This is a genomic window from Pseudomonas sp. BGA-UO-ETr-WB11, from assembly GCF_059567785.1.
On record NZ_JCAQOS010000007.1, the window covers coordinates 44,612 to 69,024 of the forward strand.

21 protein-coding genes are annotated in these 24,413 nt (G+C 60.7%); 14 read left to right on the top strand and 7 right to left on the bottom strand.

Going from position 1 to position 24,413, the window contains the following annotated elements; genetic code table 11:
- Nucleotides 1–107 precede the first annotated feature (107 nt).
- On the top strand, nucleotides 108–242 hold the full coding sequence (ccoM, locus tag AC56DI_RS11030) for a cytochrome c oxidase subunit CcoM (protein ID WP_324519327.1): 135 nt from the start codon (nucleotides 108–110) through the stop codon (nucleotides 240–242).
- Nucleotides 243–362: 120 nt separating this feature from the next.
- Here ccoM and AC56DI_RS11035 read toward each other — a convergent pair whose 3' ends face one another.
- The 3 genes from AC56DI_RS11035 to AC56DI_RS11045 form a co-directional block, all read right to left on the bottom strand.
- Nucleotides 363–833 carry a MaoC family dehydratase gene (locus AC56DI_RS11035; protein ID WP_496346201.1) on the bottom strand — a complete coding sequence of 157 codons (471 nt, stop codon included), beginning with the start codon at nucleotides 831–833 and terminating at the stop codon, nucleotides 363–365.
- Nucleotides 830–1,786: an alpha/beta hydrolase gene (locus tag AC56DI_RS11040; RefSeq protein WP_496346202.1), complete on the bottom strand. Its 957-nt coding sequence runs from the start codon at nucleotides 1,784–1,786 to the stop codon at nucleotides 830–832. Before AC56DI_RS11040 ends, AC56DI_RS11035 begins: the two co-directional genes overlap by 4 nt.
- A 65-nt stretch (nucleotides 1,787–1,851) precedes the next feature.
- Nucleotides 1,852–2,586, bottom strand: a complete 735-nt coding sequence (locus tag AC56DI_RS11045) for a substrate-binding periplasmic protein (RefSeq protein WP_496346203.1) — start codon at nucleotides 2,584–2,586, stop codon at nucleotides 1,852–1,854.
- A gap of 182 nt (nucleotides 2,587–2,768) precedes the next feature.
- Between AC56DI_RS11045 and fadD2 the strand changes: the two genes are divergently transcribed.
- The gene (fadD2, locus tag AC56DI_RS11050) at nucleotides 2,769–4,457 is read left to right on the top strand and encodes a long-chain-fatty-acid--CoA ligase FadD2 (RefSeq protein ID WP_496346204.1); all 1,689 of its coding nucleotides are present in this window, start codon (nucleotides 2,769–2,771) and stop codon (nucleotides 4,455–4,457) included.
- 239 nt (nucleotides 4,458–4,696) lie between these two features.
- Nucleotides 4,697–6,385, top strand: coding sequence for a long-chain-fatty-acid--CoA ligase FadD1 (gene fadD1, locus AC56DI_RS11055; protein ID WP_496346205.1), 1,689 nt, complete (start codon nucleotides 4,697–4,699; stop codon nucleotides 6,383–6,385).
- Nucleotides 6,386–6,447: 62 nt separating this feature from the next.
- On the opposite strand, the gene AC56DI_RS11060 is transcribed toward fadD1, so the two are convergent.
- The gene (locus AC56DI_RS11060; RefSeq protein WP_496346206.1) at nucleotides 6,448–7,308 is read right to left on the bottom strand and encodes a LysR family transcriptional regulator; all 861 of its coding nucleotides are present in this window, start codon (nucleotides 7,306–7,308) and stop codon (nucleotides 6,448–6,450) included.
- Between the two features lie 400 nt (nucleotides 7,309–7,708).
- Here AC56DI_RS11060 and AC56DI_RS11065 point away from each other — a divergent pair, with 400 nt between their 5' ends.
- The 9 genes from AC56DI_RS11065 (at nucleotide 7,709) to zapA (ending at nucleotide 20,260) form a co-directional block, all read left to right on the top strand.
- Nucleotides 7,709–8,761, top strand: coding sequence for an agmatine deiminase family protein (locus AC56DI_RS11065; RefSeq protein WP_496346207.1), 1,053 nt, complete (start codon nucleotides 7,709–7,711; stop codon nucleotides 8,759–8,761).
- Nucleotides 8,762–8,765: 4 nt separating this feature from the next.
- Nucleotides 8,766–9,674 (top strand): N-carbamoylputrescine amidase, encoded by a 909-nt coding sequence (gene aguB, locus AC56DI_RS11070; RefSeq protein WP_496346208.1) that lies wholly within the window; start codon nucleotides 8,766–8,768, stop codon nucleotides 9,672–9,674.
- A 2-nt stretch (nucleotides 9,675–9,676) separates the two neighbouring features.
- Nucleotides 9,677–10,783 carry an extracellular solute-binding protein gene (locus AC56DI_RS11075; RefSeq protein WP_496346209.1) on the top strand — a complete coding sequence of 369 codons (1,107 nt, stop codon included), beginning with the start codon at nucleotides 9,677–9,679 and terminating at the stop codon, nucleotides 10,781–10,783.
- 114 nt (nucleotides 10,784–10,897) lie between these two features.
- Complete coding sequence (locus tag AC56DI_RS11080; protein WP_496346210.1) at nucleotides 10,898–12,022, top strand: agmatine deiminase family protein; 1,125 nt, start codon at nucleotides 10,898–10,900, stop codon at nucleotides 12,020–12,022.
- 224 nt (nucleotides 12,023–12,246) lie between these two features.
- Entirely contained in the window at nucleotides 12,247–13,701 is a 1,455-nt protein-coding gene (locus tag AC56DI_RS11085; protein WP_496346211.1) for an OprD family porin, read from the top strand.
- Nucleotides 13,702–13,900: 199 nt separating this feature from the next.
- Entirely contained in the window at nucleotides 13,901–15,490 is a 1,590-nt protein-coding gene (locus tag AC56DI_RS11090) for an amidohydrolase (protein WP_496346212.1), read from the top strand.
- Between the two features lie 75 nt (nucleotides 15,491–15,565).
- Nucleotides 15,566–19,474 carry an ATP-dependent RNA helicase HrpA gene (gene hrpA, locus AC56DI_RS11095; protein ID WP_496346213.1) on the top strand — a complete coding sequence of 1,303 codons (3,909 nt, stop codon included), beginning with the start codon at nucleotides 15,566–15,568 and terminating at the stop codon, nucleotides 19,472–19,474.
- Nucleotides 19,475–19,718: 244 nt separating this feature from the next.
- On the top strand, nucleotides 19,719–19,961 hold the full coding sequence (locus AC56DI_RS11100; RefSeq protein WP_496346214.1) for a hypothetical protein: 243 nt from the start codon (nucleotides 19,719–19,721) through the stop codon (nucleotides 19,959–19,961).
- Complete coding sequence (gene zapA / locus AC56DI_RS11105) at nucleotides 19,958–20,260, top strand: cell division protein ZapA (protein WP_496346215.1); 303 nt, start codon at nucleotides 19,958–19,960, stop codon at nucleotides 20,258–20,260. Before AC56DI_RS11100 ends, zapA begins: the two co-directional genes overlap by 4 nt.
- 63 nt (nucleotides 20,261–20,323) lie before the next feature.
- On the opposite strand, the gene AC56DI_RS11110 is transcribed toward zapA, so the two are convergent.
- The 3 genes from AC56DI_RS11110 to AC56DI_RS11120 form a co-directional block, all read right to left on the bottom strand.
- Entirely contained in the window at nucleotides 20,324–21,064 is a 741-nt protein-coding gene (locus tag AC56DI_RS11110) for a hypothetical protein (RefSeq protein ID WP_496346216.1), read from the bottom strand.
- Between the two features lie 326 nt (nucleotides 21,065–21,390).
- A complete protein-coding gene (locus tag AC56DI_RS11115; RefSeq protein ID WP_496346217.1) occupies nucleotides 21,391–21,783 on the bottom strand; it encodes a globin in 393 nt (130 codons plus the stop codon).
- Between the two features lie 108 nt (nucleotides 21,784–21,891).
- Entirely contained in the window at nucleotides 21,892–22,848 is a 957-nt protein-coding gene (locus AC56DI_RS11120; RefSeq protein WP_496346218.1) for a GlxA family transcriptional regulator, read from the bottom strand.
- Nucleotides 22,849–22,967: 119 nt separating this feature from the next.
- On the opposite strand from AC56DI_RS11120, the gene AC56DI_RS11125 reads away from it, so the two are divergent.
- Nucleotides 22,968–23,441, top strand: a complete 474-nt coding sequence (locus AC56DI_RS11125; RefSeq protein ID WP_496346219.1) for a nuclear transport factor 2 family protein — start codon at nucleotides 22,968–22,970, stop codon at nucleotides 23,439–23,441.
- Between the two features lie 189 nt (nucleotides 23,442–23,630).
- Nucleotides 23,631–24,341: a substrate-binding periplasmic protein gene (locus AC56DI_RS11130; protein ID WP_496346220.1), complete on the top strand. Its 711-nt coding sequence runs from the start codon at nucleotides 23,631–23,633 to the stop codon at nucleotides 24,339–24,341.
- The last annotated feature ends 72 nt before the right edge of the window (nucleotides 24,342–24,413 follow it).

The window sequence follows — 24,413 nt, forward strand, 5'->3', positions numbered from 1 at the left end:
TCCACGGCTTTCGCCCCTTCGCACTATTGATCCGGGTCAATTTTCCACACGCGTTCTCTCGCTACCTTGAAGCCATCACATTCAGTGCAAGAAGAGAGGACATAGCCATGTTTATGGACGTAGTGGTAATCGCCGGTATTGGCACCGTCGGGCTGATGGTCGCCTTCTTTGCTGGCTTCGGTTATTTCGTCTGGAAGGACGCGCACAAGGTCAAGGCTCCGGCCACCACCAAGCGCGACTGATTCTTCCAGCTGCAGGGCACGCAAGGCAATTTTGGGCGACTTATGTCGCCCATTTTTTTGCCTGCAATTCGAGCGGAGGTTCGCGTCACGCCGGCGCACTGGCCGGCGTGACGCGATTGCTCAGCCGATGGTGACGGGCGGTAGAGCGGGCATTTCCAGGGTTTGTTCGCTGCGTGGAGCCAGCACTTCAGCTTCGCCGTCAACCACTTGCTCGTCGTTCTGGTTGAAGACGCGAGTGGCCAGTTTTACCCGGCCCTTGGGCAGCTTTTCCAGCACTTCCAAGCGTACGCTCAGGGTGTCGCCCAGTTTGACCGGGCGGCTGAACTTCAGGCTTTGACCCAGGTAGATGGTGCCAGGGCCAGGCAATTGGCAGGCAATCGCCGCACTGATCAGGGCGCCGCTGAACATGCCGTGGGCAATGCGCTCTTTGAACAGGGTGGTGGCGGCATAGTCGGCATCCAGGTGCACCGGGTTGCAGTCACCGGACACCGCGGCGAACAGCTGGATATCACGTTCCTCGACGCTTTTGCTGTAAGTGGCGGTTTGGCCGATTTCGAGGGCGTCGTAGGGGAAGTTCTTGACCAGACTCATGGGGTCTCCTTGCTGGTGGGACAATTACGGCTGGCGTTCAGGGCCTGGTTCAACCAGTGGATCACGTCGGCGGTAACCTCGTCGCGATTGGTTTCGTTGAACAGTTCATGGCGCGCATTCGGGTAGATTTTCACTTGCAGGTTGTTGGCGCCGGCACTGCACAGTGCGCCTGCCAGTGCCTTCAGACGCTTGCCTTCGCTGACCGGATCACATTCGCCGCCGATCACCAGCAACGGTAGATTGCTGTCGATCTGCAACAGGCTACCGCGCGGGGTGATGTGTTGCAGGCCCTGGAGTAGGTCGAGCCACAGTTGGTTGGTGCAACGGAAGCCGCACAGCGGGTCGGTGATGTACTTGTCGACCTCTGCCGGGTCGCGGCTTAGCCAGTCAAAGGCTGTGCGATTGGGCTTGAAGGCCTTGTTGAACGAGCCAAACGAGAGGAACTCCAGCAGCGCGCTGCGCCCCGTCGGCCCCTGGCGCCAGCGCTCGAAGCGGGCAATCTGCTCGGCGGCGCGGTACAGGCCCACAGGTTGGTAATTGGAACCCGAGAGAATCGCGCCTTGCAGGCTGCAACTGTGTTGCATCAGATACGCCTGGCCGATGTAGCTGCCCATGCTGTGGGCCAGCAGGAAGATCGGCGTATCTGGGTATTGTTTGCGGATGTGATGGTTGATGCCGGTCAGGTCACTGACCACTTTTGACCAGCCATCCTGGTCGGCGTAGTGGCCCGCAATGCCATGTTCTGCGCTGCGGCCGTGGCCGCGCTGATCGTGCCCATACACGGCAAAACCCGCTTGGACCAAGGCGGTAGCGAGGCGGCCATAGCGACCACTGTGTTCTGCCATGCCATGGGCAATCATGACAATCGCTTTGGGTGCCTCATCGGCGAACCAGCGATTGACGAAGAGCGGGGTGGCATCGCTGGCATTCAGCCAAAAAGATTCGTGGTGCATGGCGGGTCCTTGTGCCCGGGGAGACGGGGCATTTTGCACGTCTAGCGGCTGCGGGCAAAGTCGCTTCAGGGAATTGTCTGGCTGTGTTTCTGCAGGATGCGCAGATAGTCGCCATTGGCGAACAGGGCGCTCAGGCCTTGGGCGTAAACGCTGGCCCAATCGGGCTGGCCGGGCTTGGGCGGGGCAAAGCCAACGAACAGGGGAATACGCGCCAGGATTTGTCCCTGCCAGGCCAGGTTTTTTTGCAGCGCCGGTTCACGACTGAGCAGGTGCAGCCCTACTTGTTGCTCCAACAGCACCAGATCGAAACGCCCAGCGGCAAGTTTGCGCAGATTGGTTAGGTCGTCTGTGCCTTCTTCGCTGACGATGCCGGAATTGAGGATGTCCTTCGGGTAACCATAGCCGCGGGCAATGCCGACCTTCCGTCCTTTTAGTTGACTGAGTTCAGTGAAGGCGACAGGGGTGTCTTGGCGGATAAAAAAGCCCAGTTCGCTGTACAGCAGCGGGCGTGAGGCGATCAGCTGTTCGCTGATGATCTCTTCCGGCCAGAGCAGCAGGATGCCGTCGTAGTTACCCTTGCGCAGCTCCGCCAAGGCGCGTGCCCACGGTAGAAAATCAATTTGCACGCTGTTGCCGGTTGCCGCAAAGGCGCGGGTGGTTAGCTCAACGATGCTGCCACGCTCTGGCAGTGATACTGAGCTGTAGGGCGGGTATTCAAGGGTGGCCAGGCGCACATCGGCGGCACGGGCGCTAACGTTGAGCGAGATCAGCAGGCAACTTAGCAGAATCAATCCGCGCATCTGGGCTCCGCGGCGCTGGTGGTGGGTCGTCTGAGTCTAGGCTGATTCATGTGTATAGCGTGGGCCTGTGTGATTCATCTCGCTAATAACACCCTGGCAGGTGTTTTCGCCTTGATCCGGAGCTGTTAAGTTCCGAGCCAGTCCCGCGCGCGCGGATCGGCTTGTCGATGGAGATAATAATAATGCTCGCTGAGTTCTGGAATGATAAACGCCCGGCCGGAGTGGCCAATCAGATCGACCTGACGGAGTACAAATCCGTCGTTGAAGTGTTTGAGCGCTCCTGCAAGAAATTTGCCGATCGTCCGGCCTTCAGCAATATGGGTGTAACCCTGACCTACGCCGAGCTGGACCGTCTCTCAGCGGCCTTTGGCGCCTACCTGCAAAAACACACTGACCTCAAGCCCGGCGACCGTATCGCCGTGCAGATGCCCAATATCCTGCAATACCCGATCGCCGTGTTTGGTGCCCTGCGCGCCGGGCTGATCGTGGTCAACACCAACCCGCTGTACACCGCGCGGGAGATGCGTCACCAGTTCAAGGACTCTGGCGCCCGCGCGCTGGTGTACCTCAATGTGTTCGGCCGCTTGGTGCAGGAAGTGCTGCCCGACACCGATATCGAGTTTCTGATTGAGGCGCGCATGGGCGATATGTTGCCCAGCCTCAAGGGCTGGCTGGTCAACAGCGTGGTCAAGCACGTGAAGAAGATGGTGCCGGACTACCAGTTGCCCCAGGCTCAGTCCTTCAAGCAGGTGCTGCGCCAGGGCGGCGGCCATGGTCTCAAGCCGGTCAAGGTCGAGCTGGCCGATATCGCCGTGCTGCAATACACCGGTGGCACCACCGGGGTGGCCAAGGGCGCGATGCTGACCCACAGTAACTTGGTGGCCAATATGCAGCAGGTGCACGCCTGTCTGTCGCAGCAGGGCGATGATGGCCAGCCGCTGATGAAAGAGGGGCAGGAGATCATGATCGCGCCCCTGCCGCTCTACCATATCTATGCCTTCACCGCGAACTGCATGTGCATGATGGTCAATGGCAACCACAACATTCTGATCAGCAACCCGCGCGATATCAGCGGCTTTATCAAAGAGCTGAAAAAGTGGCGTTTCTCCGCCTTGCTGGGGCTGAACACGTTGTTCGTGGCGCTGATGGACCATCCTGAATTCAAGGACATCGACTTCAGCCACCTCAAGGTCACCAACTCCGGCGGCACCGCGCTGGTCAAGGCCACGGCCGAGCGCTGGCAGGCGATCACGGGTTGCACGGTGGTGGAAGGCTACGGCCTGACTGAAACCTCGCCGGTGGCCAGCACCAACCCTTACGGCAACAAGGCCCGTCTGGGCACTGTGGGCATTCCGGTGCCGGGCACGGCGTTCAAGGTGATTGACGACGACGGTGTCGAGCAGCCGCTCGGCGAGCGCGGCGAGCTGTGCATCCTTGGCCCGCAGGTCATGAAGGGCTACTGGCAGCGTCCCGAGGCCACGGCTGAGGTGCTCGACGCCGACGGTTGGCTGAAGACTGGCGACGTGGCGATCATCGATGCCGACGGGTTTGTGCGGATTGTCGACCGCAAGAAGGACCTCATCATCGTCTCCGGTTTCAATGTCTATCCCAACGAGATCGAAGATGTGCTCATGACTCACCCGCAGGTGGCCAGTTGCGCCGTGATCGGCGTACCGGACGAGCGCTCCGGCGAGGCGGTCAAGCTGTTCGTGGTGCCACGTGCCGGCGGTGTGACAGTGGATGAGTTGAAGGCCTTCTGTCGGGAGAACTTCACCGGCTACAAAGTGCCTCGGCATATCGTCCTGCGCGATGCGTTGCCGATGAGTCCGGTGGGTAAAATCCTCCGTCGCGAGCTGCGCGATATCGCCTGAGGTCCCGTGTTTAAAAGGGTTTTAGGCTGTTGCTGAGCGGGTTTTCGTGGGTGACTAAAGTTGTATTTTTAGTCATTCTCGATACTCGCTAGGCGGTTTTTGCTGCTGGTCTGGCCTGGGTAAAACTGTTACGCTCGGCGCGGTTTTTTGCCCGTAAATGGGCAAATTGACCGGTAAAAAACCAAGAATAACCGTCGTTCAGGCGGTAAAGATCAGCTGCAGTTTAGGAGAGGGCTTCCATGTCTGAAAACTTCTGGAAGGACAAGTACCCTGCGGGCATTCCTGCCGAAATCGATGCCGACCAGTACCCGAATATTCAGGCGGTACTGAAACAATCCTGCCAGCGTTTTGCGGACAAACCGGCGTTCAGCAACCTGGGCAAGACCCTCACCTACGCTGAGTTGTATGAGTTGTCGGGCAACTTTGCCGCCTACCTGCAACAGCACACCGATCTGCAACCGGGCGACCGTATCGCCGTGCAGATGCCAAACATTCTGCAATACCCGATCGTGGTCTTCGGTGCTATCCGTGCCGGCCTGGTCGTGGTTAACACCAACCCGCTGTATACCGCGCGGGAAATGGAACACCAGTTCAACGACTCCGGCGCCAAGGCGCTGGTGTGCCTGGCTAACATGGCCCACCTGGCCGAAGAAGTGCTGCCAAAAACCGGCGTTAAGCACGTGATCATCACCGAAGTGGCCGACCTGCTGGCGCTGCCCAAGCGCTTGCTGATCAACGCTGTGGTCAAGTACGTGAAGAAGATGGTGCCGCCGTACCATCTGCCACAAGCCGTGACGTTCAACGCTGCCATGGCCAAGGGCCGTGGCAAGATCGTCCGTGAAGCCAGCCCGGCTGCCGGCGACATCGCCGTATTGCAATACACCGGTGGCACCACTGGGGTGGCCAAGGGTGCCATGCTGACCCATCGCAACCTGATGGCCAACATGCTGCAATGCCGCGCCCTGATGGGCTCCAGCCTGCACGAAGCCTCTGAGATCATCGTTGCGCCGTTGCCGCTGTATCACATCTATGCCTTCACCTTTCACTGCATGGCAATGATGCTGATCGGTAACCACAACCTGTTGGTCACCAACCCGCGCGACCTGCCAGGTATGATCAAGGACCTGGCCAAGTACAAGTTCACCGGTTTTGTCGGTCTTAACACCTTGTTTGTTGCCCTGTGCAACAACGAAGAGTTCCGCAAACTGGACTTCTCCGGCTTGAAACTGACCCTGTCCGGCGGCATGGCCCTGCAAATGGCCACCGCTGAGCGCTGGAAAGAAGTGACCGGTTGCTCGATTTGCGAAGGCTTCGGCATGACCGAAACCAGTCCGGTGGCCACGGTCAACCCGGTCGACAACATCCAGTTGGGCACCATCGGTATTCCCGTGCCGTCGACCCTGTGCAAGGTGATCGACGACAACGGCGTCGAACAGCCCCTGGGCGAGCGCGGCGAGCTGTGCGTCAAGGGCCCGCAGGTGATGAAAGGCTACTGGCAGCGCCAGGACGCCACCGATGAAATCCTCGATGCCGACGGCTGGCTGAAGACCGGCGACATCGCCGTGATCCAGGCCGATGGCTACCTGCGCATCGTCGACCGCAAGAAGGACATGATTTTGGTGTCCGGCTTCAACGTCTACCCGAACGAGCTGGAAGACGTACTCGCCACCTTGCCGGGCGTGCTGCAATGCGCAGCTATCGGTATCCCAGACGAGCGTTCGGGCGAGGCGATCAAGCTGTTCGTGGTGGCCAAGCCAGGCGCTAGTTTGAGCAAGGAGCAGGTGATGGAGCACATGCGCGCCAACGTCACCGGCTACAAGATGCCCAAAGCCATCGAGTTCCGCGAAACGCTGCCGACCACCAACGTCGGCAAGATCCTGCGCCGCGAACTGCGTGACGAAGAGCTGAAGAAAATCGCCAGCAAGTAAGCGTCGGCTGACTTGAACGCGTGCAAAAGACGCCACCTTCGGGTGGCGTTTTTTATGGCGGGTTAATTCTGCTCAAGTTGTTCCTGTAGCCAGGCGCAGAAACCGCGGGTCAAAGGATCGGCTTCGCTATCGCGATGGATCAACCAGGCCCAGTTCGGGCCACGAATGGTTTGCTCCAGCAGTGGCTGTAATAGGCCGTTGGCCAGCGCCTGCTGGCTGAGTAGCTGGCTGACCAGGGCAATGCCCAGGCCCTGGCAGGCGGCATCCAGTAACAGGCCAGGGTCGGAGAAGTTCAGTCCGTGTTGCTGCTGGCCGACGTCCACGCCGGCTTGCACCGCCCAGTGACTCCAGTCCATTTCCCGTTCACCGTGCAGGGTGGTGCGCTGCTCGGCTGGCAGCGTGAGCAGGTGGGGGTGGCAGGCCGGCAGCAGACGGTCGGCGTGCAGTACCTTGAAGCTGCATTCGGCCTGAGCACTGAGGTCATCGCGGATGGCGATGTCGATGGTCTGGGTGGCCATGTCAGGCGTCTCGTCGGTGGTCAGCAGCCACAGGTCGACCTCCGGGTGCAGTCGATGAAAATCCGCCAGGCGCGGCAATAACCAGTTGCGGGCAAACGCCGGTGTGGTGTTGACCACCAACTGGTTGGGCTTGCGGTACTGCTCCAGGCGGCGAATGCCGACGGCCAGTTGCTGCAGCATCGACTGGGTGGTGCTGAGCAAGTCAAAGCCCGCATCGGTCAGGGCCACGCTGCGGCCGTTCCTGAAGAACAGCGGCTGCTCCAGATAGCCTTCGAGGCTGCGAATCTGTTGGCTGATGGCCGACTGGGTCAGGTGCAGCTCCTCGGCAGCCTTATGGAAACTGCCAAGCCGTGCGGCAGCTTCGAAGCCGCGCAGGGCGTTCAGGGGTGGCCAGTGTTTGAGCATGCTAGGGTCTTCTCCCGTTTCGGCGCGAGCCGCGTTGCTGCGTCAAATGGCGCCAGGCTAGGCGTGGGGCGCAGGCAATGGTCGCTCCCTTGGCAAGTCCCGCAACGACGCATGGCGCCATTTGACGCGCAACCCTTCGGGACGTGCCAGTTTTTGCGCGGCGTGTCGTTACTCGTCGTTCATTTGGAATAACCAAATTTCTCTCCTTGCGCCTAACTCCGCGCAAAAACTGGCTTCGTCGCGGTCGCGACGAAGCGGGAGCAGACCCTAATAAGTCCTGCTAATCATTTGTCGGCAAAATCCATCGTTTGTTGCACTAATTTTACAGGCCTAGGATGGGTGCCATGACCGCGAAGGCGGTTTTCAGTGATAACAATGACTTAACTGAAAGGCACTTGTCATGCAGCAAAATGAAGTACAGCAGAGCGCTTGGCGGATGCCCGCTGAATGGGCACCACACGCCGCCACCTGGATGGTTTGGCCGCACAATCAAGCGTTGTGGGAGTCGGGTTGGGGCGTGACCCTGGCCGATGTGCAGGTGGATTTCGCTCGGGTGGCCAATGCCATCGCCCGCTTCGAACCGGTGAAGATGATCGTCGATCCTTCTGCCGTCGCCCGTGCCCAGGCGCTGTGTGGCGGCAATATCGAGCTGATCGTACAGACGGTGAATGATAGCTGGTGCCGCGATTCCGGCCCGAGCTTTGTCTGTCATCCGCAACGTGGCTTGGCCGGTGTCAGCTGGCGCTTCAACGCCTGGGGCGGTAAGTCGGCCCACGATCTCGATGAGAGCTTGGCGCGCCGAGTGCTCAACAGTCTGGGTCTGGAGTGCTTCGGTACGCCGCTGAGCAACGAAGGCGGTGCTATCCATGTCGACGGCGAAGGCACGCTAATCACCACCGAATCGGTGCTGCTCAATCCCAATCGCAACCCAGGCATGGGTAGGGCCGAAATGGAGGAGATTTTCGCCCGGCTGTTGGGGGTGACAAAAACCATCTGGCTGCCGGGTGATCCCGACTTCGTTACCGGCGATATGACCGATGGTCACGTCGACGGTGTTTGCGCCTTTGCCCGCCCTGGCGTGCTGCTGGTGGATGCCACCCGTGACCAGGGTTCGGTGTATGCCGAGGTGGTGCGTGAGAACCGTCGTGCACTGGAGTTGGCCACCGATGCTCAGGGTCGCAAGTTTGAATTGATTGAGCTGTATGAAGCCACCGATGCGGTGGATACCGAGGCCGAAGTGTTCTGCGCCTCCTACACCAATTTCTATATCGCCAACGGCGCCATCATCATGCCGGCCTACGGCATTGAGGCCGACAAGGAAGCCGCTGCCGTACTGGCTCAGGCCTTCCCCGGTCGCGAAGTGGTGCCGGTGCAGATCAATCATCTGGCCCATGGCGGTGGCGGGGTGCATTGCATCACTCAACAGCAACCGGCCTGGCCGTTGAAGGGGTGAGAGCATGAGCAAACTGACCGTTGCCACCACCCAGTTCGCGTGCAGCTGGGATTTGAACAACAACCTTGATCAGGCTGAGCAGCTGGTGCGTGAGGCTGCGGCCAAGGGCGCACAGCTGATCCTGTTGCAGGAGCTGTTCGCCACGCCGTACTTCTGTATCGAGCAGGATCACAAGCACCTGGCCTTGGCCGAAGAGTATTCCAGCAGTTCTTTGCTCAAGCGCTTTGCGACGCTGGCCAAGGAGCTCGGCGTGGTATTGCCGCTGAGCTGGTTTGAAAAAGCCGGGAATGCCTACTTCAACTCGCTGGCTGTGGCGGATGCCGATGGCACGCTGTTGGGGGTTTATCGCAAGACCCACATTCCCAACGCCATTGGTTATCAGGAGAAGGAGTATTTCAGTCCTGGTGATACCGGCTTCAAAGTCTGGGATACCGCATTTGGGCGCATTGGTGCGGGCATTTGCTGGGATCAGTGGTTCCCGGAAACGGCCCGCTGCCTGGCGCTGATGGGCGCTGAGGTGCTGCTGTATCCGACCGCCATCGGCTCCGAGCCAGGTGCTGCAGCCATGGATTCTCGCGACCACTGGCAGCTGACTCAGCGTGGCCATGCGGCGGCCAACATCCTACCGGTGATTGCCGCCAACCGCGTTGGCCGCGAAGTGGCGCCGAGTGATCCGGCTCTGCAAATGAGTTTCTACGGCTCGTCGTTTATCACCGACCACAAGGGCAAGTTGCTCGCCGAAGCTGATCGTGACAGCCGTGGTGTGCTGGTTCAGACCCTGGATCTTGCCGTGATGCGCGAAGAGCGCCTGACGTGGGGGATCTACCGCGACCGCCGGCCGGAAATGTACGGCCCGTTGCTGGGCCTCGATGGCCGTCATTTGAATGCCCGCTGGAATCACCCAGGAGTCTGATCATGCACGCTTCCCGCACATTGTTGCTCTGTTCCCTGAGCCTGACCCTCGGCGCTCTGGCCTCGACGGCCCAGGCGGCCGAGGATAAGACCCTCAAGCTGTACAACTGGGCCGATTACTTTGCCGAGGATACGCTCGCCAAGTTCACCGCAGAAACCGGTATCCAGGTCACCTATGACGTGATGGATGGCAGTGAAACCCTGGAAGCCAAGATGATGGCCGGCCGCAGCGGCTACGACCTGATCTTCCCGGGTGACACCGTGGCCGAGCGTTTGATGCGTGCCGGGGCGTTGCAAAAGCTGGATAAGAGCAAGTTGCCCGCAGTGGCCGATATCGAGCCTGGTTTGCAGCGCCTGCAAACTAAATATCCGTATTCGCGTCACGCTGTGGTGCCTTACACCTGGGGGTCGATCGGAATTACCTATAACGCTGCGCAGATCCAGCAGCGTTTGGCCGATGCTCCGGTCAACAGCCTGGACCTGTTGTTCAAACCGGAGAACGCGGCCAAATTCGCCGACTGCGGCATTTCGATGATCGACTCTCCCGACGAAGTGCTGGCCGTGGCGCTCAACTACCTCGGCCGTCCAGCGCGTAGTGGGCAGGCCCAGGATTTGGACGCGGCGGTGGCCTTGCTCACTTCGATCAAACCGTATATCCGCAAATTCCAGTCGCAGCCGGTGACCGATCTGGTCAACGGCAACCTGTGCCTGTCGCTGGGCTACAGCGGCGATGTCACCCAGGCGCAGCGGGCGGCGGTGGCTGCGGGCAAGCCGATCGACTTCCAGTACCGGATTCCCAAGGAGGGCACCACCGTCTGGATGGACACCATGGCCATTCCCGCCGATGCCAAGCACCCGGAATACGCCTATGCCTTTATCAACTTCGTCATGCGCCCGGAAAACATGGCAGCGATCAGTAACTTCACCGGCTATCCGACCTCCAGTGCCAAGGCTCGCGCCAGTGTTGACGCGGACATGCGCAACAACCCGGATATCTATGTCGATGATGCCACCTATGAGCGGCTGATCCCTGGCAAGGACATTCCCCAGCGCGAGATGCGCGCGCGTATGCGCGCCTGGACCAAGTTCAAGACCGCCAGCGTTCAGTAAGGGCGCTGATTTACCCCGCAGGTATGGCCTGTAGGGAGGGGGCGGTCTGGGGCAGGGCGTCGCGCTGGCGGCACCTGATGATCGGCCAATACGGATAAAACCGAGGGTTAACGCATGTCTACACGTCGTGATTTTATCAAGCAGCTGGGTGCCGTCGCCGGTCTTGGCGCCGTCGCTTCCATGGGCTTAGGCCTGAATGCTCAGCAAGTGCGCGCCGCCGTTGCTGGCAGCTGGTACATGCCGGATGAGAACGAGCTGCAGGAGCGAATTTTCCTGTCCTTTGGCGCGACCTCTGGCGTCTGGGCTGATTGGGCCACGCCGGTAAACAACACCGTGGCGCTGCTGGCCAAGACCATCGCCAAGTACCAGCCGGTGACCGTGTTGTGCCGCCCGGCGCAATTGGCGCTGGCCAAAAGCAAGTGCGGCACCACTAATATCAAGTTCATCAGTGTGGCGTTGGATGACATCTGGATGCGCGACTTTGGCGGCTGCTTTGTGGTGGACGATCAGGGCGGTCGCGGCCTGGTGGACTTCAACTTCAACGGTTGGGGCAACAAGCAAACCCATGCTAACGACACCTTGGTGGCTGATGAACTGAGCTACCAGACCAACGCCACCTACATCAGCAGTCAGCTGACCGGTGAGGGCGGTGGCATTGAAATTGATGGCCACGGCACGGCGATCATGACCGAGAGCTGCTGGGTCAACAGCAACCGCAATCCGGGCATGAGCCGCGCGCAAATCGAAGCCGAGCTGAAGGCCAATCTGGGCTTGCGCAAAATCATCTGGTTGCCAGGCATCAAGGACAAGGACATCACCGATGCCCACGTCGACTTCTACGCACGCTTTGCCAGCAAAGGCGTGGTCATCGCCAACCTCGACAACGACCCCAAGTCCTATGACTACGCGGTGACCCGCAAGCATCTGGACATCCTCAAGGCCGCCACCGATGCCGATGGCAACAAGCTCCAGGTATTCACCCTGCCGCCACCGCTGAAAAAGCGCAGCAACGTCTACACCCAGAACAACCCAGACTTCGCGCCGGGCTACATCAATTACCTGCCCATCAATGGCGCGGTGATCGTGCCGCAGTTCGGTGATACGGCGGCCGACAAATATGCCAAGGATTTGCTCACCAAGCTGTATCCGGGCCGGGTGGTGGTGCAGGTGAATATCGACCCGATTGCCGCCGGCGGTGGCGGAATTCACTGTGTCACTAAGAACCTGCCAGCGGTGTAAGAAAGTCTGCTCCTGAGGGGCATCGCGCCTCTCTTTTGGCTGCATCGCGGTGCTGTGCGGGTATTCACAGGCCAGTAGCGACCGATTACAGCCGCGATGCAGCAGTTTTTATGCGCTTTCTTCACGTCAGCCTGCTGCCCTCTCGACAGTCTTGCGTACGTTGAGATGAGTGCCGCAACGCTGTGCTTTGTCCGTTATCGCCCTCCAATAATAAGGAACACCCCATGTACATGAAGACCTGTAGCGCTTTGACGTTGGCCGTTTCGCTGGCCACCTTGCAGATGGCCAATGCCGCCGATGAGGTGGCTGTCGAGGCATTGGCCAAAGGCCTGGCAGACTCCAGCCAAGGCCAGTCGAATGGTTTTGTTGAAGACAGCACGTTGAGCGTGTTGAATCGCAACGTGGCGATTAATCGCAACTTCAAAAATAACAATAACGCCGCCGATAACGTCGACGGTGTGAATAGCAATCAGGGCTCTATCAATGAGTGGGGTCAGGCGGCCATGCTGACCTACACCTCGGGCTTTACCCAAGGTACCGTCGGCTTTGGTATGGATGCCTTTGCCAATGGCGCGGTGCGTTTGACCGGCGGTGCGGGTACCGGCGGGACGGGCGGGGTGGGTGGCGTAAACGTTTTCCCAGGCAGTAACCATTGCGACAACCTTACCGGCAGCTGCCAAGGCGAGAGTGCTTATGGCCTAGTCGGTGGCGCAGTTAAATTGCGGGTATCCGAGACCGAACTGAAGGCCGGTAACCTGCAACCCAACAGCCCGGTGTTTGGCTACAGCGACCTGTACCTGATGCCGCAACACTTCACCGGTGGCTTGCTGACCAGTAACGAGATTGCCGGCCTGGCCCTGCAGGGCGGTCACTTTACCTCCGGCAACGCGGAAAATAGCACCAACCAGGACGGTAATCTGGGCACTACGTACGGCCAGACAAGGTTTAGTCGCGCCGATTTTATCGGCGGTGACTACAGCTTCAGCGACACCCTGTCGGGCGGCCTGCACGCCTCCAACTACGAGGATGTATGGCAGCAGTATTACGCCGATCTCTACCACAGCTGGGTGTTGGGCGAAGAAACTAGCCTGAACACCAGCCTGGCTTATTACAAGACCGACGACACGGGCGACGCTAAAGCCGGCCAGATCAACACCGATGCTTACAGTCTGGCACTGGCCTTGATCCGTGGCGCACACACCCTGACCTTCGCCCACCAGCGCATCAACGGCAGCACGCCGTTTGACTACCTTGGGGTGGAAACTGGCGGCGGCACGTTCAATCCAGCCGGCTCGATCTGGTTGGCCAACTCCTCGCAGTTCGCTGACTTCAACGCCCCTGGCGAGCAGTCCTACAAGCTGCAATATGACCTCGACGCCAGCAGCTTCGGCGTGCCGGGCCTGAGCTTTATGACCCGCTACGTGCGCGGCAGCGACGCCGATGGCAGCCATGCCGACGCCAGCGGCGCCTATGGCTTCTACAGCGACTTGACCGACGGCAAGGAGTGGGAGCGCGATATTCAAGTGGCCTATGTGGTGCAAGCCGGCCCGGCCAAGGACCTCTCCGTGACCCTACGTCAAGCCACCTACCGCGGTAATAGCGCCATGAACGCCACTAACTCAGGCGCGGACAATGACGAGATCCGCATTATCACCAGCTACCCGCTGGATATTCTGTAAGTCTCAGCTGTGATGCGCCGGGCCAGGCGATGGGCGCAAGCCCAAGGCCTGGCGCGGTTGGCTGGGTGTTCTTTACTGACTCAGCACACCGATTAAATCGGCCAACTTTTACGAGGTATCGACCATGCGAGCCGCACCATTTCTTGCTGCTTTCGGGCTATTGGCAGGTAGCCTTGCTGGGGTTGCCGAAGCCAGTACCATGCTGCTGCATAACGCCAAGATCTACACGGTGAATTCCGCGCAGCCGTGGGCCAGTGCCCTGGTCATAGACGAAGACGGTAGCATTGTTGCAATTGGCAGTGATGAGGATGTGGCCGAGTACGTCGATGATGAAACCGAACAGATCGATCTCGACGGCCGGCTGGTGCTGCCGGGGTTTCAGGACACCCATGCCCATGTGCTGGATGCCTCGTCGGAGGCCCAGGCCGGTTGCGAGCTGAGTCCTGAAGACGACGTGCCGCAATGGCTGCACGCGCTAAAAACCTGCGCTGCGGATACCGAGGGCGAATGGCTGCTGGGTTCGGGTTTCGGTTTGCATGCTTTGCTGGAGGCCAAGCAAAGCCCGCTGGCATTGCTCGACGGCATCATCAGCGAGCGTCCGGTGGCAATCATGGAGGAAACCTCGCACGCCTATTGGCTTAACTCCAAGGCTCTGGAACTGGCTGGTATCGATACCAAAACGCCCAATCCGGTCGGCGGCATCATTCTGCGTGATGAGCAGGGTGAGGCCACGGGTGTATTGCTGGATAACGCGGGTGACCTGGCCCTGGACAAGGCGCTGCCGCCATCCAAGGCCCTGCAAGACGTGTATTACCAGGCCGTGTTGGCCGGGCAGGACGAACTAGCGAAAAACGGCATCACCTCGGTGGCCGATGCGCGGGTGTTCTGGCGCCGCGGCCACCTTGAAGCCTGGCAAAAGGCCGCTGACAAAGATCAGCTGAAGGCTCGCACCGCACTGGATCTCTGGGCCTATCCGCAGCTGGATGACGACGAGCAACTGGCAGCACTCAAAGGCATGTATGACCCAGGCTCTGACGACAGCCTGCTGCGCGTCACCCAGATCAAGTTCTATGTCGACGGCATTACCCACAACACTACCGCGCGGCTGCAAAAGCCCTATGACCAGAGTCTGCCGGGCGTCTATGCCAAGGGGTTGTACTACTTCAGTCCTGAGCGTCTCGAACGTTACGCCCGAGAACTGAGCAAGGCCGGTTTCGACATGCACATCCATGCCATCGGCGACCAGGCGGTCAGTGATGCCCTGGATGCGATCGACGCCACTCGTGGTCAGGGTCGCCATCGCATCACCCACGTCGAGCTGGTGGACAACGCTGACGTGCCGCGCTTCAAGCAGCTGAATGCGATTGCAGACTTCCAGCCCAGCCCTTATTTCACGCCATCGTTCCTCAAGGACAACGTGCCAATGATCGGCGAGCGCGCCTACCAAATGCTGCCGATGCGCCAGCTCTATGAGTCGGGTGCCCGCGTGACCCTGAGTTCCGACTGGGACGTGAACCCGCTGTCGCCCCTTGGCATCATGCAAAACGCCCTGAGCCTGGGTGAGCGCAGCCTGCCCAATCTCGCCGCGGCGGTTAAGGCTTACACCCTGGATGCCGCCTACACCCTGCGCCAGGAGCAGAGCACCGGTTCGCTGGAAGTCGGTAAACAGGCCGACTTGCTGGTGCTGGACAAGAACATTTTCGACTTGCCGACCAAGCAAATCGGTAAAGCCAAGGTGCTCTGGACGTTGCTGGGCGGGGAGGAGGTCTACCGCAATCCTGCGTTCTAGCTGCGCAGGCTTTGGCCGGCTGAGCGCTAAATCTGCGACAATCGCCGCCCTGATCAATTTGCCCGCGATTGCCTGATGACCGATTCAACAGCCGTCTTCGATACCCTGCACAAATCCGTCGAGCTGGCCCTGCTGGGCGACCGGCACAAGCTGCGTCGGCAGTTGCACGAGTTGCGTAAGCATCCGGATGCGGTCAAGCAGGCGCAGTGGGCTGAGCGGTTGCAGCACTCCTGCGCCAAGGTCGAGGCGCGTCGGCTGAGCATTCCGGCGATCCGTTACGACGACAGTCTGCCGATTGCCGCCAAGCGCGATGAGATCAAGGCCGCCATCGCCAAGCATCAGGTGGTGGTGATCGCCGGCGAAACCGGCTCGGGCAAGACCACCCAGTTGCCGAAGATCTGCCTGGAGCTGGGTCGAGGCGTGCATGGCCTGATCGGCCATACCCAGCCGCGCCGTATCGCCGCGCGCAGCGTGGCCACGCGGGTGGCGGAAGAGCTGAACACGCCGCTTGGTGAGTTGGTCGGCTATCAAGTGCGTTTCGAAGACCAGAGCACTGACTCCACGCTGATCAAACTGATGACCGACGGCATCCTGCTGGCGGAAACCCAGCACGACCGTTACCTGGAAAAGTACGACACGATCATCGTCGACGAGGCCCATGAGCGCAGCCTGAACATCGACTTCCTCCTGGGTTTTCTCAAAACCCTGCTGGTGCGCCGCCCCGATCTGAAGCTGATCATTACCTCGGCGACCATCGACCTGGCGCGCTTTTCCGCGCACTTCAACGATGCGCCGATTGTCGAAGTATCCGGCCGTACCTTTCCGGTCGACACCTGGTACCGCCCGCTGCTCGGTGAGCAAGACGAGAACGGCGAAACCCTAGAAGACGACCTCAGTGTCGATCAGGCGATTCTGCGTGCGCTGGATGAGTTCGCTGCGTTCGAGCGCAGCGAAGGCAAGCGCCCCGGCGACGTGCTGGTGTTCCTGCCCGGCGAGCGCGAGATTCGCGACGCCGCCGACTTGCTGCGCAAGGCCAACCTCAAGCACGCCGAAGTGCTGCCGCTGTACGCGCGGCTATCGCCGGCCGAGCAGCAGAAGATTTTCCAATCACGGCCCGGACGCAAGATTGTGCTGGCCACCAACGTCGCGGAAACCTCGCTGACAGTGCCTGGCATTCGTTATGTGATCGACAGCGGCACGGCGCGCATCAGCCGCTACAGCTACCGCGCCAAGGTTCAGCGTTTGCCCATCGAGGCCGTCTCGCAAGCCAGTGCCAATCAGCGCAAAGGCCGCTGCGGGCGGGTCGAGCCGGGCATCTGCGTGCGCCTGTACAGCGAGGACGATTTCAACGGCCGGCCGGCGTTTACCGACCCTGAAATTCTGCGCACCAACCTGGCCGCCGTCATTTTGCAGATGCTCCATCTGCGCCTCGGCGCCATCGAGCAGTTCCCCTTTATCGAGGCGCCGGACGGCAAGGCCATCAGCGACGGCTTTAACCTGTTGCAGGAGCTGTCGGCGGTCAATCGCGAGGGCCAGCTGACCCCGCTCGGGCGCCAACTGGCGCGTCTGCCGGTAGATCCTCGTCTGGGTCGCATGCTGCTGGAAGGCGCCAAGCAGGGCAGCCTGCAGGAAGTGTTGATCATCGCCAGTGCGCTGTCGGTGCAGGACGTACGCGAGCGCCCACCCGAGCGTCAGCAAGCTGCCGACCAAGCCCATGCGCAGTGGAAGGACGTGGATTCCGACTTCGCCGCGCTGGTCAACCTGTGGCGCGGCTTCGAGGAGCAGCGCCTGGCGCTGGGTGCCAGTGCGTTGCGCAGCTGGTGCCGGAAGAACTTCCTCAATTACTTGCGCCTGCGCGAGTGGCGTGACTCCCATCGCCAGCTCAGCCTGATCTGCAAGGAGCTGCAGCTGAGCAATAACGCCACGCCGGCGGACTTTCCCAAACTGCACAAGGCGATCCTTTCCGGCCTGCTCAGCCAGATCGGGCAGAAGACCGAGGAGGGCGACTACCTTGGCGCCCGTCAGCGGCGTTTCTGGATTCATCCATCCTCGGGGCTGGGCAAGAAGCGTCCGCAATGGTTGATGACCGCTGAACTGGTGGAAACCACCAAGCTCTATGCACGCCAGGTGGCAAAGATCGAGCCGGACTGGATCGAGCCGCTGGCTGGCCACCTGATCAAGAAGAACCACTTCGAGCCGCACTGGGAGAAAAAGCGCGGCCAGGTGGTGGCTTACGAGCAGATCACGCTTTACGGCTTGATTGTGGTCGGTCGCCGCGCGGTGCATTACGGGCCGATTGAGCCGGTATTGTCGCGTGAGCTGTTTATCCGCGAAGGCCTGGTGCGTGGCGAGATCCAGTCCCGTGCGCGCTGCCTGAAAGCCAACAGCGAGTTGCTGGAGCAGCTCGACGAACTGGAAGCCAAGGCGCGCCGCCGTGACATCCTGGCTGACGAGGAAACCCTGTTCGCCTTCTACGATGCGCGCATCCCGGCGGAGATCCATCAGACCGCCACCTTCGACAGCTGGTACAAGATCGAAAGCGCGAAGAACCCGCAGCTGCTGATCATGCGCGAGGAAGACGTGCTGGCCCGCGAGGCCAACGAAGTCACCGCCGCCCATTACCCGGACAAACTGCAACTCGGCGAGCTGCAACTGCCACTGACGTATCACTTCGAACCCAACCATCCGCGCGATGGCGTGACCCTGCGGGTGCCAGCACCGCTGCTGCCGCAATTGCCGCCCGAGCGCCTGGAGTGGCTGGTGCCCGGCGTGCTGGAGGCCAAGTGCATCGCCCTAGTGCGCGAGCTGCCCAAGGCGCTACGCAAGAACTTCGTGCCGGTGCCGGACTTTATCAAGGCCGCCCTGGCACGTATCAGTTTTGCTGAGGGTTCGTTGCCGCAGGCGCTGGGCCGCGAGCTGCAACGCATGACTGGCGTACGTGTGCCGGATGAAGCCTGGGTCGAAGCCGCCCAGCAGCTCGACAGCCACCTGCGGATGAACCTGGAAGTGGTGGATGCCACGGGCAAGTTCCTTGGTGAAGGTCGCGATCTGGCCGAGCTGACCGCACGCTTTGCTGAGGCCAGCCAGGCCGCTTTGGCGATCCCGCAAAAACAGGCCCAGCAACCGGTGCAGGCCAAGGCCTTTGCTGAGGTGGCTTCAAGCACCCAGCACAAGATTGCCGGCCTGAGCATGACCGTGTTCCCGGCGCTGGTGGAAGAGGCTGGAGTGGTCAAGGAAGAGCGCTTTTCGACGGCCGCCGAAGCGGACTTCCAGCACCGTCGCGCGTTGCAGCGTTTGCTCCTGCAACAACTGGCCGAGCCGGCCAAGTTCCTGCGTGGCAAGCTGCCGGGGTTGACCGAACTGGGCCTGCTGTATCGCGACATGGGCCGCGTCGATGCCCTGGTGGAAGACATCCTGCTGGCCAGCCTGGACAGCTGCATCCTCGACGGTGTCGAGCCGCTGCCGCGTGATGGTGCGGCGCTGGCAGCCCTGGCCGAACAGAAACGTGGCGCCTGGACCGAGCACGCCGAGCGCCTGGCCAAGCTGACCCTGGAGATTCTCAAGCTCTGGCACGCCCTGCAAAAACGCTTCAAGGGCAAGATCGACCTGGCCCAGGCTGTGGCCCTCAACGACATCAAGCTGCAACTGAGCAATCTGGTCTATCCGGGCTTTGTGCGTGAAACCCCGGCCGAGTGGTTGAAGGAACTGCCGCGCTACCTCAAGGCCATCGAGCAGCGCTTCGACAAACTGGCCGGTCAGTTGCAGAAAGACCGGGTCTGGAGCGGCGAGCTGAACGCCTGCTGGGCGCAATACCAGGCGCGCCTGAGTAAACACCGTCAGGAGGGTAAGCGCGATCCACAGCTGGTGCTGTACCGCTGGATGTTGGAGGAATACCGCGTGTCGCTATTCGCCCAGCAACTGGGCACCAAGCTGCCGGTCTCGGACAAGCGCGTAAGCAAGCAGTGGAGCCTGGTGGAGGGGTAAAGCCCATCAGCGAGCCGCACCACCGAAGGCGCCGATCATACGGTCGGCGCAGGCGGCCGCGCCGTTGGCTCTTGGTCGTGGTCGACGAATCAGCTTTATTGCCGCACTTCTGTCAGCGTCGTGGACTTTTCTTGGCATTTGCCTGACTAACAGACGTGTGGCGTTCGCCTGCCGGCTGCTTGGCTGGCATCTGCGGAAGCTTTTCTCTATTGTGGCGGCCCGCCAAAAAGCCTGAGTAATCAATATGTTGGAAAATTCACTAAGTCAGCTGGAAGGGCTTGTTCGAACCCTGGTGGAAGAGAATCGGGTGCTGTTGAGCGCCAACGCACAACTGGCCACCGAGCTGGCCAGCTTTAAGGAAGAAAACGAAACCCTGCAGCTCAGTGCGCTGGAGCAGGACGATCAGCAAAGCGCGACCCTGGCGCGGATTCAGGCGCTGGTGGCGCTGGCCGGTGGTGAAAGCAGTCGGAGTCCGGTTAGCTCATGAGTGACGCGGCGGATGTGGTCAGCCTTGTTTCCATTCTGGGCCGTGACTACAGCATCAAAACCTCGGTCAACGAGGCGCCGGCTTTGCAGGCCGCAGCCCAGTTGCTCAAGCAGATGCTGGCTGAGAACAGCGTTAAGGCGCGGGGATTGGCGAGTGACCGTTTGTTGGTGCTGACGGCATTGCAATTGTGTCAGCAGCAGGTGGCCATGCAGAGCAAGCATGCTGCGGACATCAAGGCGCTGGAAGCCCATGTGGACGCCCGTCTGACGGATATCGCCAGTCTGATGGCGCAAGGCTGAGGCAGTGCTGGCGGGACGTGTAGGCGGGATTTTGAGCAAGGCGGGCCGGAGCCCGCCCGGTACTTAGGTGCCCGGTTGCTGCAGCAGCAGGCCAGTCAGTGAACGACCGTGACGGTCGACCACCAGCGGCGCAAAGGGGCGCTTGGAACGGGTGGAGTTGCTGCTAACGCTGCTGTCCATGTCGGCCAGGGCGGTCTTGAGGAACTTCCAGCGGGTGCGGGTTTTCGCGTCGGTGCTGGCGGTATCGGCGCCCACGGCGGCTTCGATCTGCGGGATCAGCTGCACTTCGGTCTGGCCGAGGTAGATGTCCGGGGTTTCGCGGCTGACCTCAAACAGGCCGAAGTAGGCGCTGTAAATGTACTGGGTCATCAGGTACTGGATCTTTGGCGATACGCCGCTGCTCAGTCCTTGCCGTTGCTCCGCGTCCATTGAAGCCTTGAGGAAGCTGCGCAGGTTCTTGCTCAGGTTGGATGGGTAAGCCCAGGGCATGTCTTCTTCTTCAGGGCCGTACTGCATGCCTTCCTGCAGCTGGGCTACCAGGCTCTTCAGGGCGCTGTTGAGGGCGGCATCGCCTTGGGCCAGCAGCGGCTGGGTGACGTTTTGCAGTTCCTGCAGGTCGGCCTGCACTTGTTGTGCATGCTCGGGTTGCAGGCCTTCACCGCGATAGATCATGAAGCTGCTGGCGGCACGGCAGGCGTAGATCTGGGCTTGTTCGTAGCTGGCCGGTGCGGCCAGGGCACTGACGCTGAGCATGCTCAGCAGCACGCTGGCGATAAACCACAGAGGGCGGCGGGTGCGAATCATGGGCAGAACCTTTGGCAGACGTGCGCGGGTGAGTGCGGGCGACTTTATGAAGTGCTCGCCGGAGCGTCACTCGTCCAAAGGTATGATTTGTCGGGCCTGGTGCTGGCTCTGCAGGCCCCGCGGTGCCTGCTGTGCAGCCTTTCAGGCGGCTGCGGACAGCGCCTGGGTACTGAGGTTACAAGTCGTCATCCGGCGGCGGTGGCTTAGAGCGCCGGGCAACCGCTCTGGCCAGGCGTTGTCCGTCTTGCCCGCGAAGGGCGTGGTGATGGGTAGCTGCTTTGCAGACTGTTACTTCGCGGACATGCCCTCGGTGTAAGGGCGCCGGCTCAGTACTGCGCCTTGATCACGTCGATGCCTTTGTTCAGCACTTCGCGCCAGGCCTGGCGGGTATCCGCGTCGCAGCTCTTGTCGTGTTCACCGATGGCCTGCAGCAGGGCGTTGAGCCAGAGGTCGTAAAGTTCCGGTCGGATATTGAAGCCTTCGCGCGAATGGGTGCTGCCGAGGGCGCGCAATTTGGTGTCCGGCATGCCGCGGGCGTACATCACCAGATTGAGAATGCCATGGCGCAGCAGGAGTTTTTGCGCCGGCATGTCGGTGTTGGCAAAGCGATCGCGGATCTGCGGCGAACTGGCGAGAAAGTACTGGTAAAAACTGTCGAAAAAGCCATCGCTGGCGCAGCAGCGGCCATAGCTTTGCATGACAAGGTCGGCGGGTTTCATGGTGCTCCTTGAGGACGTGCGACGGGGCGCGGAAAGTACCGGAATAGACGGCGCAAATACAAGTCAAACCGGCGCTGTGTGGAGTATTTCTGACGACCTGGGCAGCTTTTAAGTCGGGCTATCGCGTACGCGCCGGCGAAAGGCGCCTGGGGTTTCGCCGCATAGTTGTTTGAACAGGCGGGCGAAGGTGGCCCGGTCCTGGTAGCCGACGGCTTGGGCCACCTGTTCAAGTGAGCGCTGGGGTTGGTGCAGGGCGCTTTGCGCGGCGCTGATGCGCAAGCGTTGCAGGTAATCGATCGGGGTCAGGCCGGTGGCGGCCTTGAAGCGCCGCAGCAGGCTGCGCGTTGAACAGTGCAGGCGTGCGGCCAGCTGTTCGAGGTCGAGTGCTCGGGCATGATGACGTTGCAGCCACAGCAGCAGGGCGTTGATGCCTGCGTCATCTTGGCGGGCCTCCGGGAGCAAAGGCTGAAAGCGGCTTTGCAGGCCGCGGTGGCGCTCCACCACCAGGGCGGCGGCCACCTGTTGCGCCAGCCAAAGGCCGGCATGCCAGCCAATCAGGTGCAGGCACAGGTCCAGGCCGGCCTGGGCGCCGCCTGAACAAAAGCGATTGTGCTGTTGGCTGAGTAGGGCGCGTTCGTTCAGATGGACCTTTGGGAAACGGCGGCGAAAGCTGTCGGCCAGGGCCCAATGGGTGGTGGCTGGGCCGCCATCCAGCAGGCCGGCAGCGGCCAGCAAGAAGGCGCTGCTGCAGATGCTGGCCAGTTGTTGGCTTGACGGGCGGTAAGCCAGCCAGGCGAGCAGGACGGTGTGTTGGGCGAGCAGCTTGTCGATGTCGCTGCCGGTGGCGGGTAGCAACACCACGTCGGCGCGTTCGGCGCTGCTCAGGTCGCCGTCGACCTGAATCTGCGCATAGTCCAGTGCCACCGGCAGGCCGTCGACGCTGAACCTGTGCAGGGCAAACAGACGTTGTCCGGCCAGGCGGTTGGCGAGGCTGAAGGCGTCGCAGGCCTGGCTTAGGCTGGAGCACACCGTCAGTGGGCTGACGAATACCGCGACCTGAATCATGGGGCGTGTTCCTGATAGATGCGTATTGGCGATTATCAACACAAAGTTGGCATTAATGCCAATCGCAGGGTGACGTGGTGCCGACCATACTCAGCACCTGTCCTTATCGGAATGCCGCCATGACTCACGCCAATGTCGAACTGATCCACACCTTCTATCAGGCTTTTCAGCGTCTCGATGCCGAGGCCATGGCCGCGTGCTACAGCGCCGATGTGCGTTTCAGCGACCCGGTTTTTGTCGGCTTGCAGGGCCGTGAGGCCGGCGATATGTGGCGTATGCTGTGCACGCGAGCGGCCGATTTTTCCCTGACCTATGACGGTGTTGAGGCAGACGATCAGCGCGGATCGGCGCAGTGGGTGGCGCGCTACACCTTCAGCCAGACCGGGCGCACCGTGGTCAATGTGATCCGCGCCGAGTTCGTGTTTGGTAACGGGCGCATCATTGAGCACCGCGATCATTTTGACCTGTGGCGCTGGAGTCGCCAGGCTCTGGGCCTCAAGGGCTGGTTGCTGGGTTGGTTGCCGGCAGTACAGGGTGCTATTCGTGCCCAGGCGCGGCGCGGGCTGGCGGGTTTTCAGGCAAGCCTTTCATAAGGTTTTGGTTTGGCTGGCCGAGTACTAACGTGCCAGCTTGATCACAATGTGGGTGCCGCTGACCTATACTGGCAGTTAGCCTCGCGATCTTGCGAGGCTGCGCTGATGCCGGGGGGCAGCACGTTGCGATGTCTTGTCATTCTGCTGTTGTTGGTCCTGTCGCCGCTTACTTCACAGGCCGCAGACACGTTGACGTTTTGTTATGAAGACAAGGACTCCTACCCGTGGGTGATGACGGATCACACGGGCCTCAATTTTGAGCTGCTAAGCCTGGTGGCTGCAGCCAGCCAGCTGCATATTCGCTATGTGGCGGTGCCTTGGAAGCGTTGCCTGGCGGGGCTGGCGCGGGGTCGCTATGACGGCGCGTTTGCTTCCAGTTTCAAGGCTGAGCGTCTGAGCATGGGGCGCTACCCGACCGACAGTGACGGCCGCCTGGATGAGAGTAAGCGTTTGCATACCTCGGTCTATGCGCTGTATCGGCGTCGTGGCAGTTCGGTGGGCTGGAATGGCACGGAATTTCGCCAATTGACGAGCGCCATTGGCTCGTTGAGCGGGTTTTCCATCAGCGATTTTTTACGCAGCCACGGCGCTACGGTGGATGAGTCCAGTCGCGATCCGCTGGCCCTGCTGCGCATGCTCAAGGAGCAACGGGTCGATGCGGTTGCGCTGCAAAGCCTGCGTGCCGATTTCGTCTTGCAGAGGCATCCGATGTTGGCGCTGGATATCGAAAAAGCCGAGTTACCGCTGGAAACGAAGGCCTATTACTTGATGCTGTCCAATGCCTTTTGTCAGGCCCAACCGGACAAGGCAAAGCGTCTGTGGGCGGAAATTGAGCGTCAGCGCGAGTCGTCAGCCTATCAGGCCCGGATTGCGACGTTTCTTGCGCAGCCCAGTCTCTAAGGCTGTTTTGGTGGGCTGTGGCCATGCTGTGTTCGCTACTCTTGCAACGGCTCGCCCAGCCTCAGCCGTAAC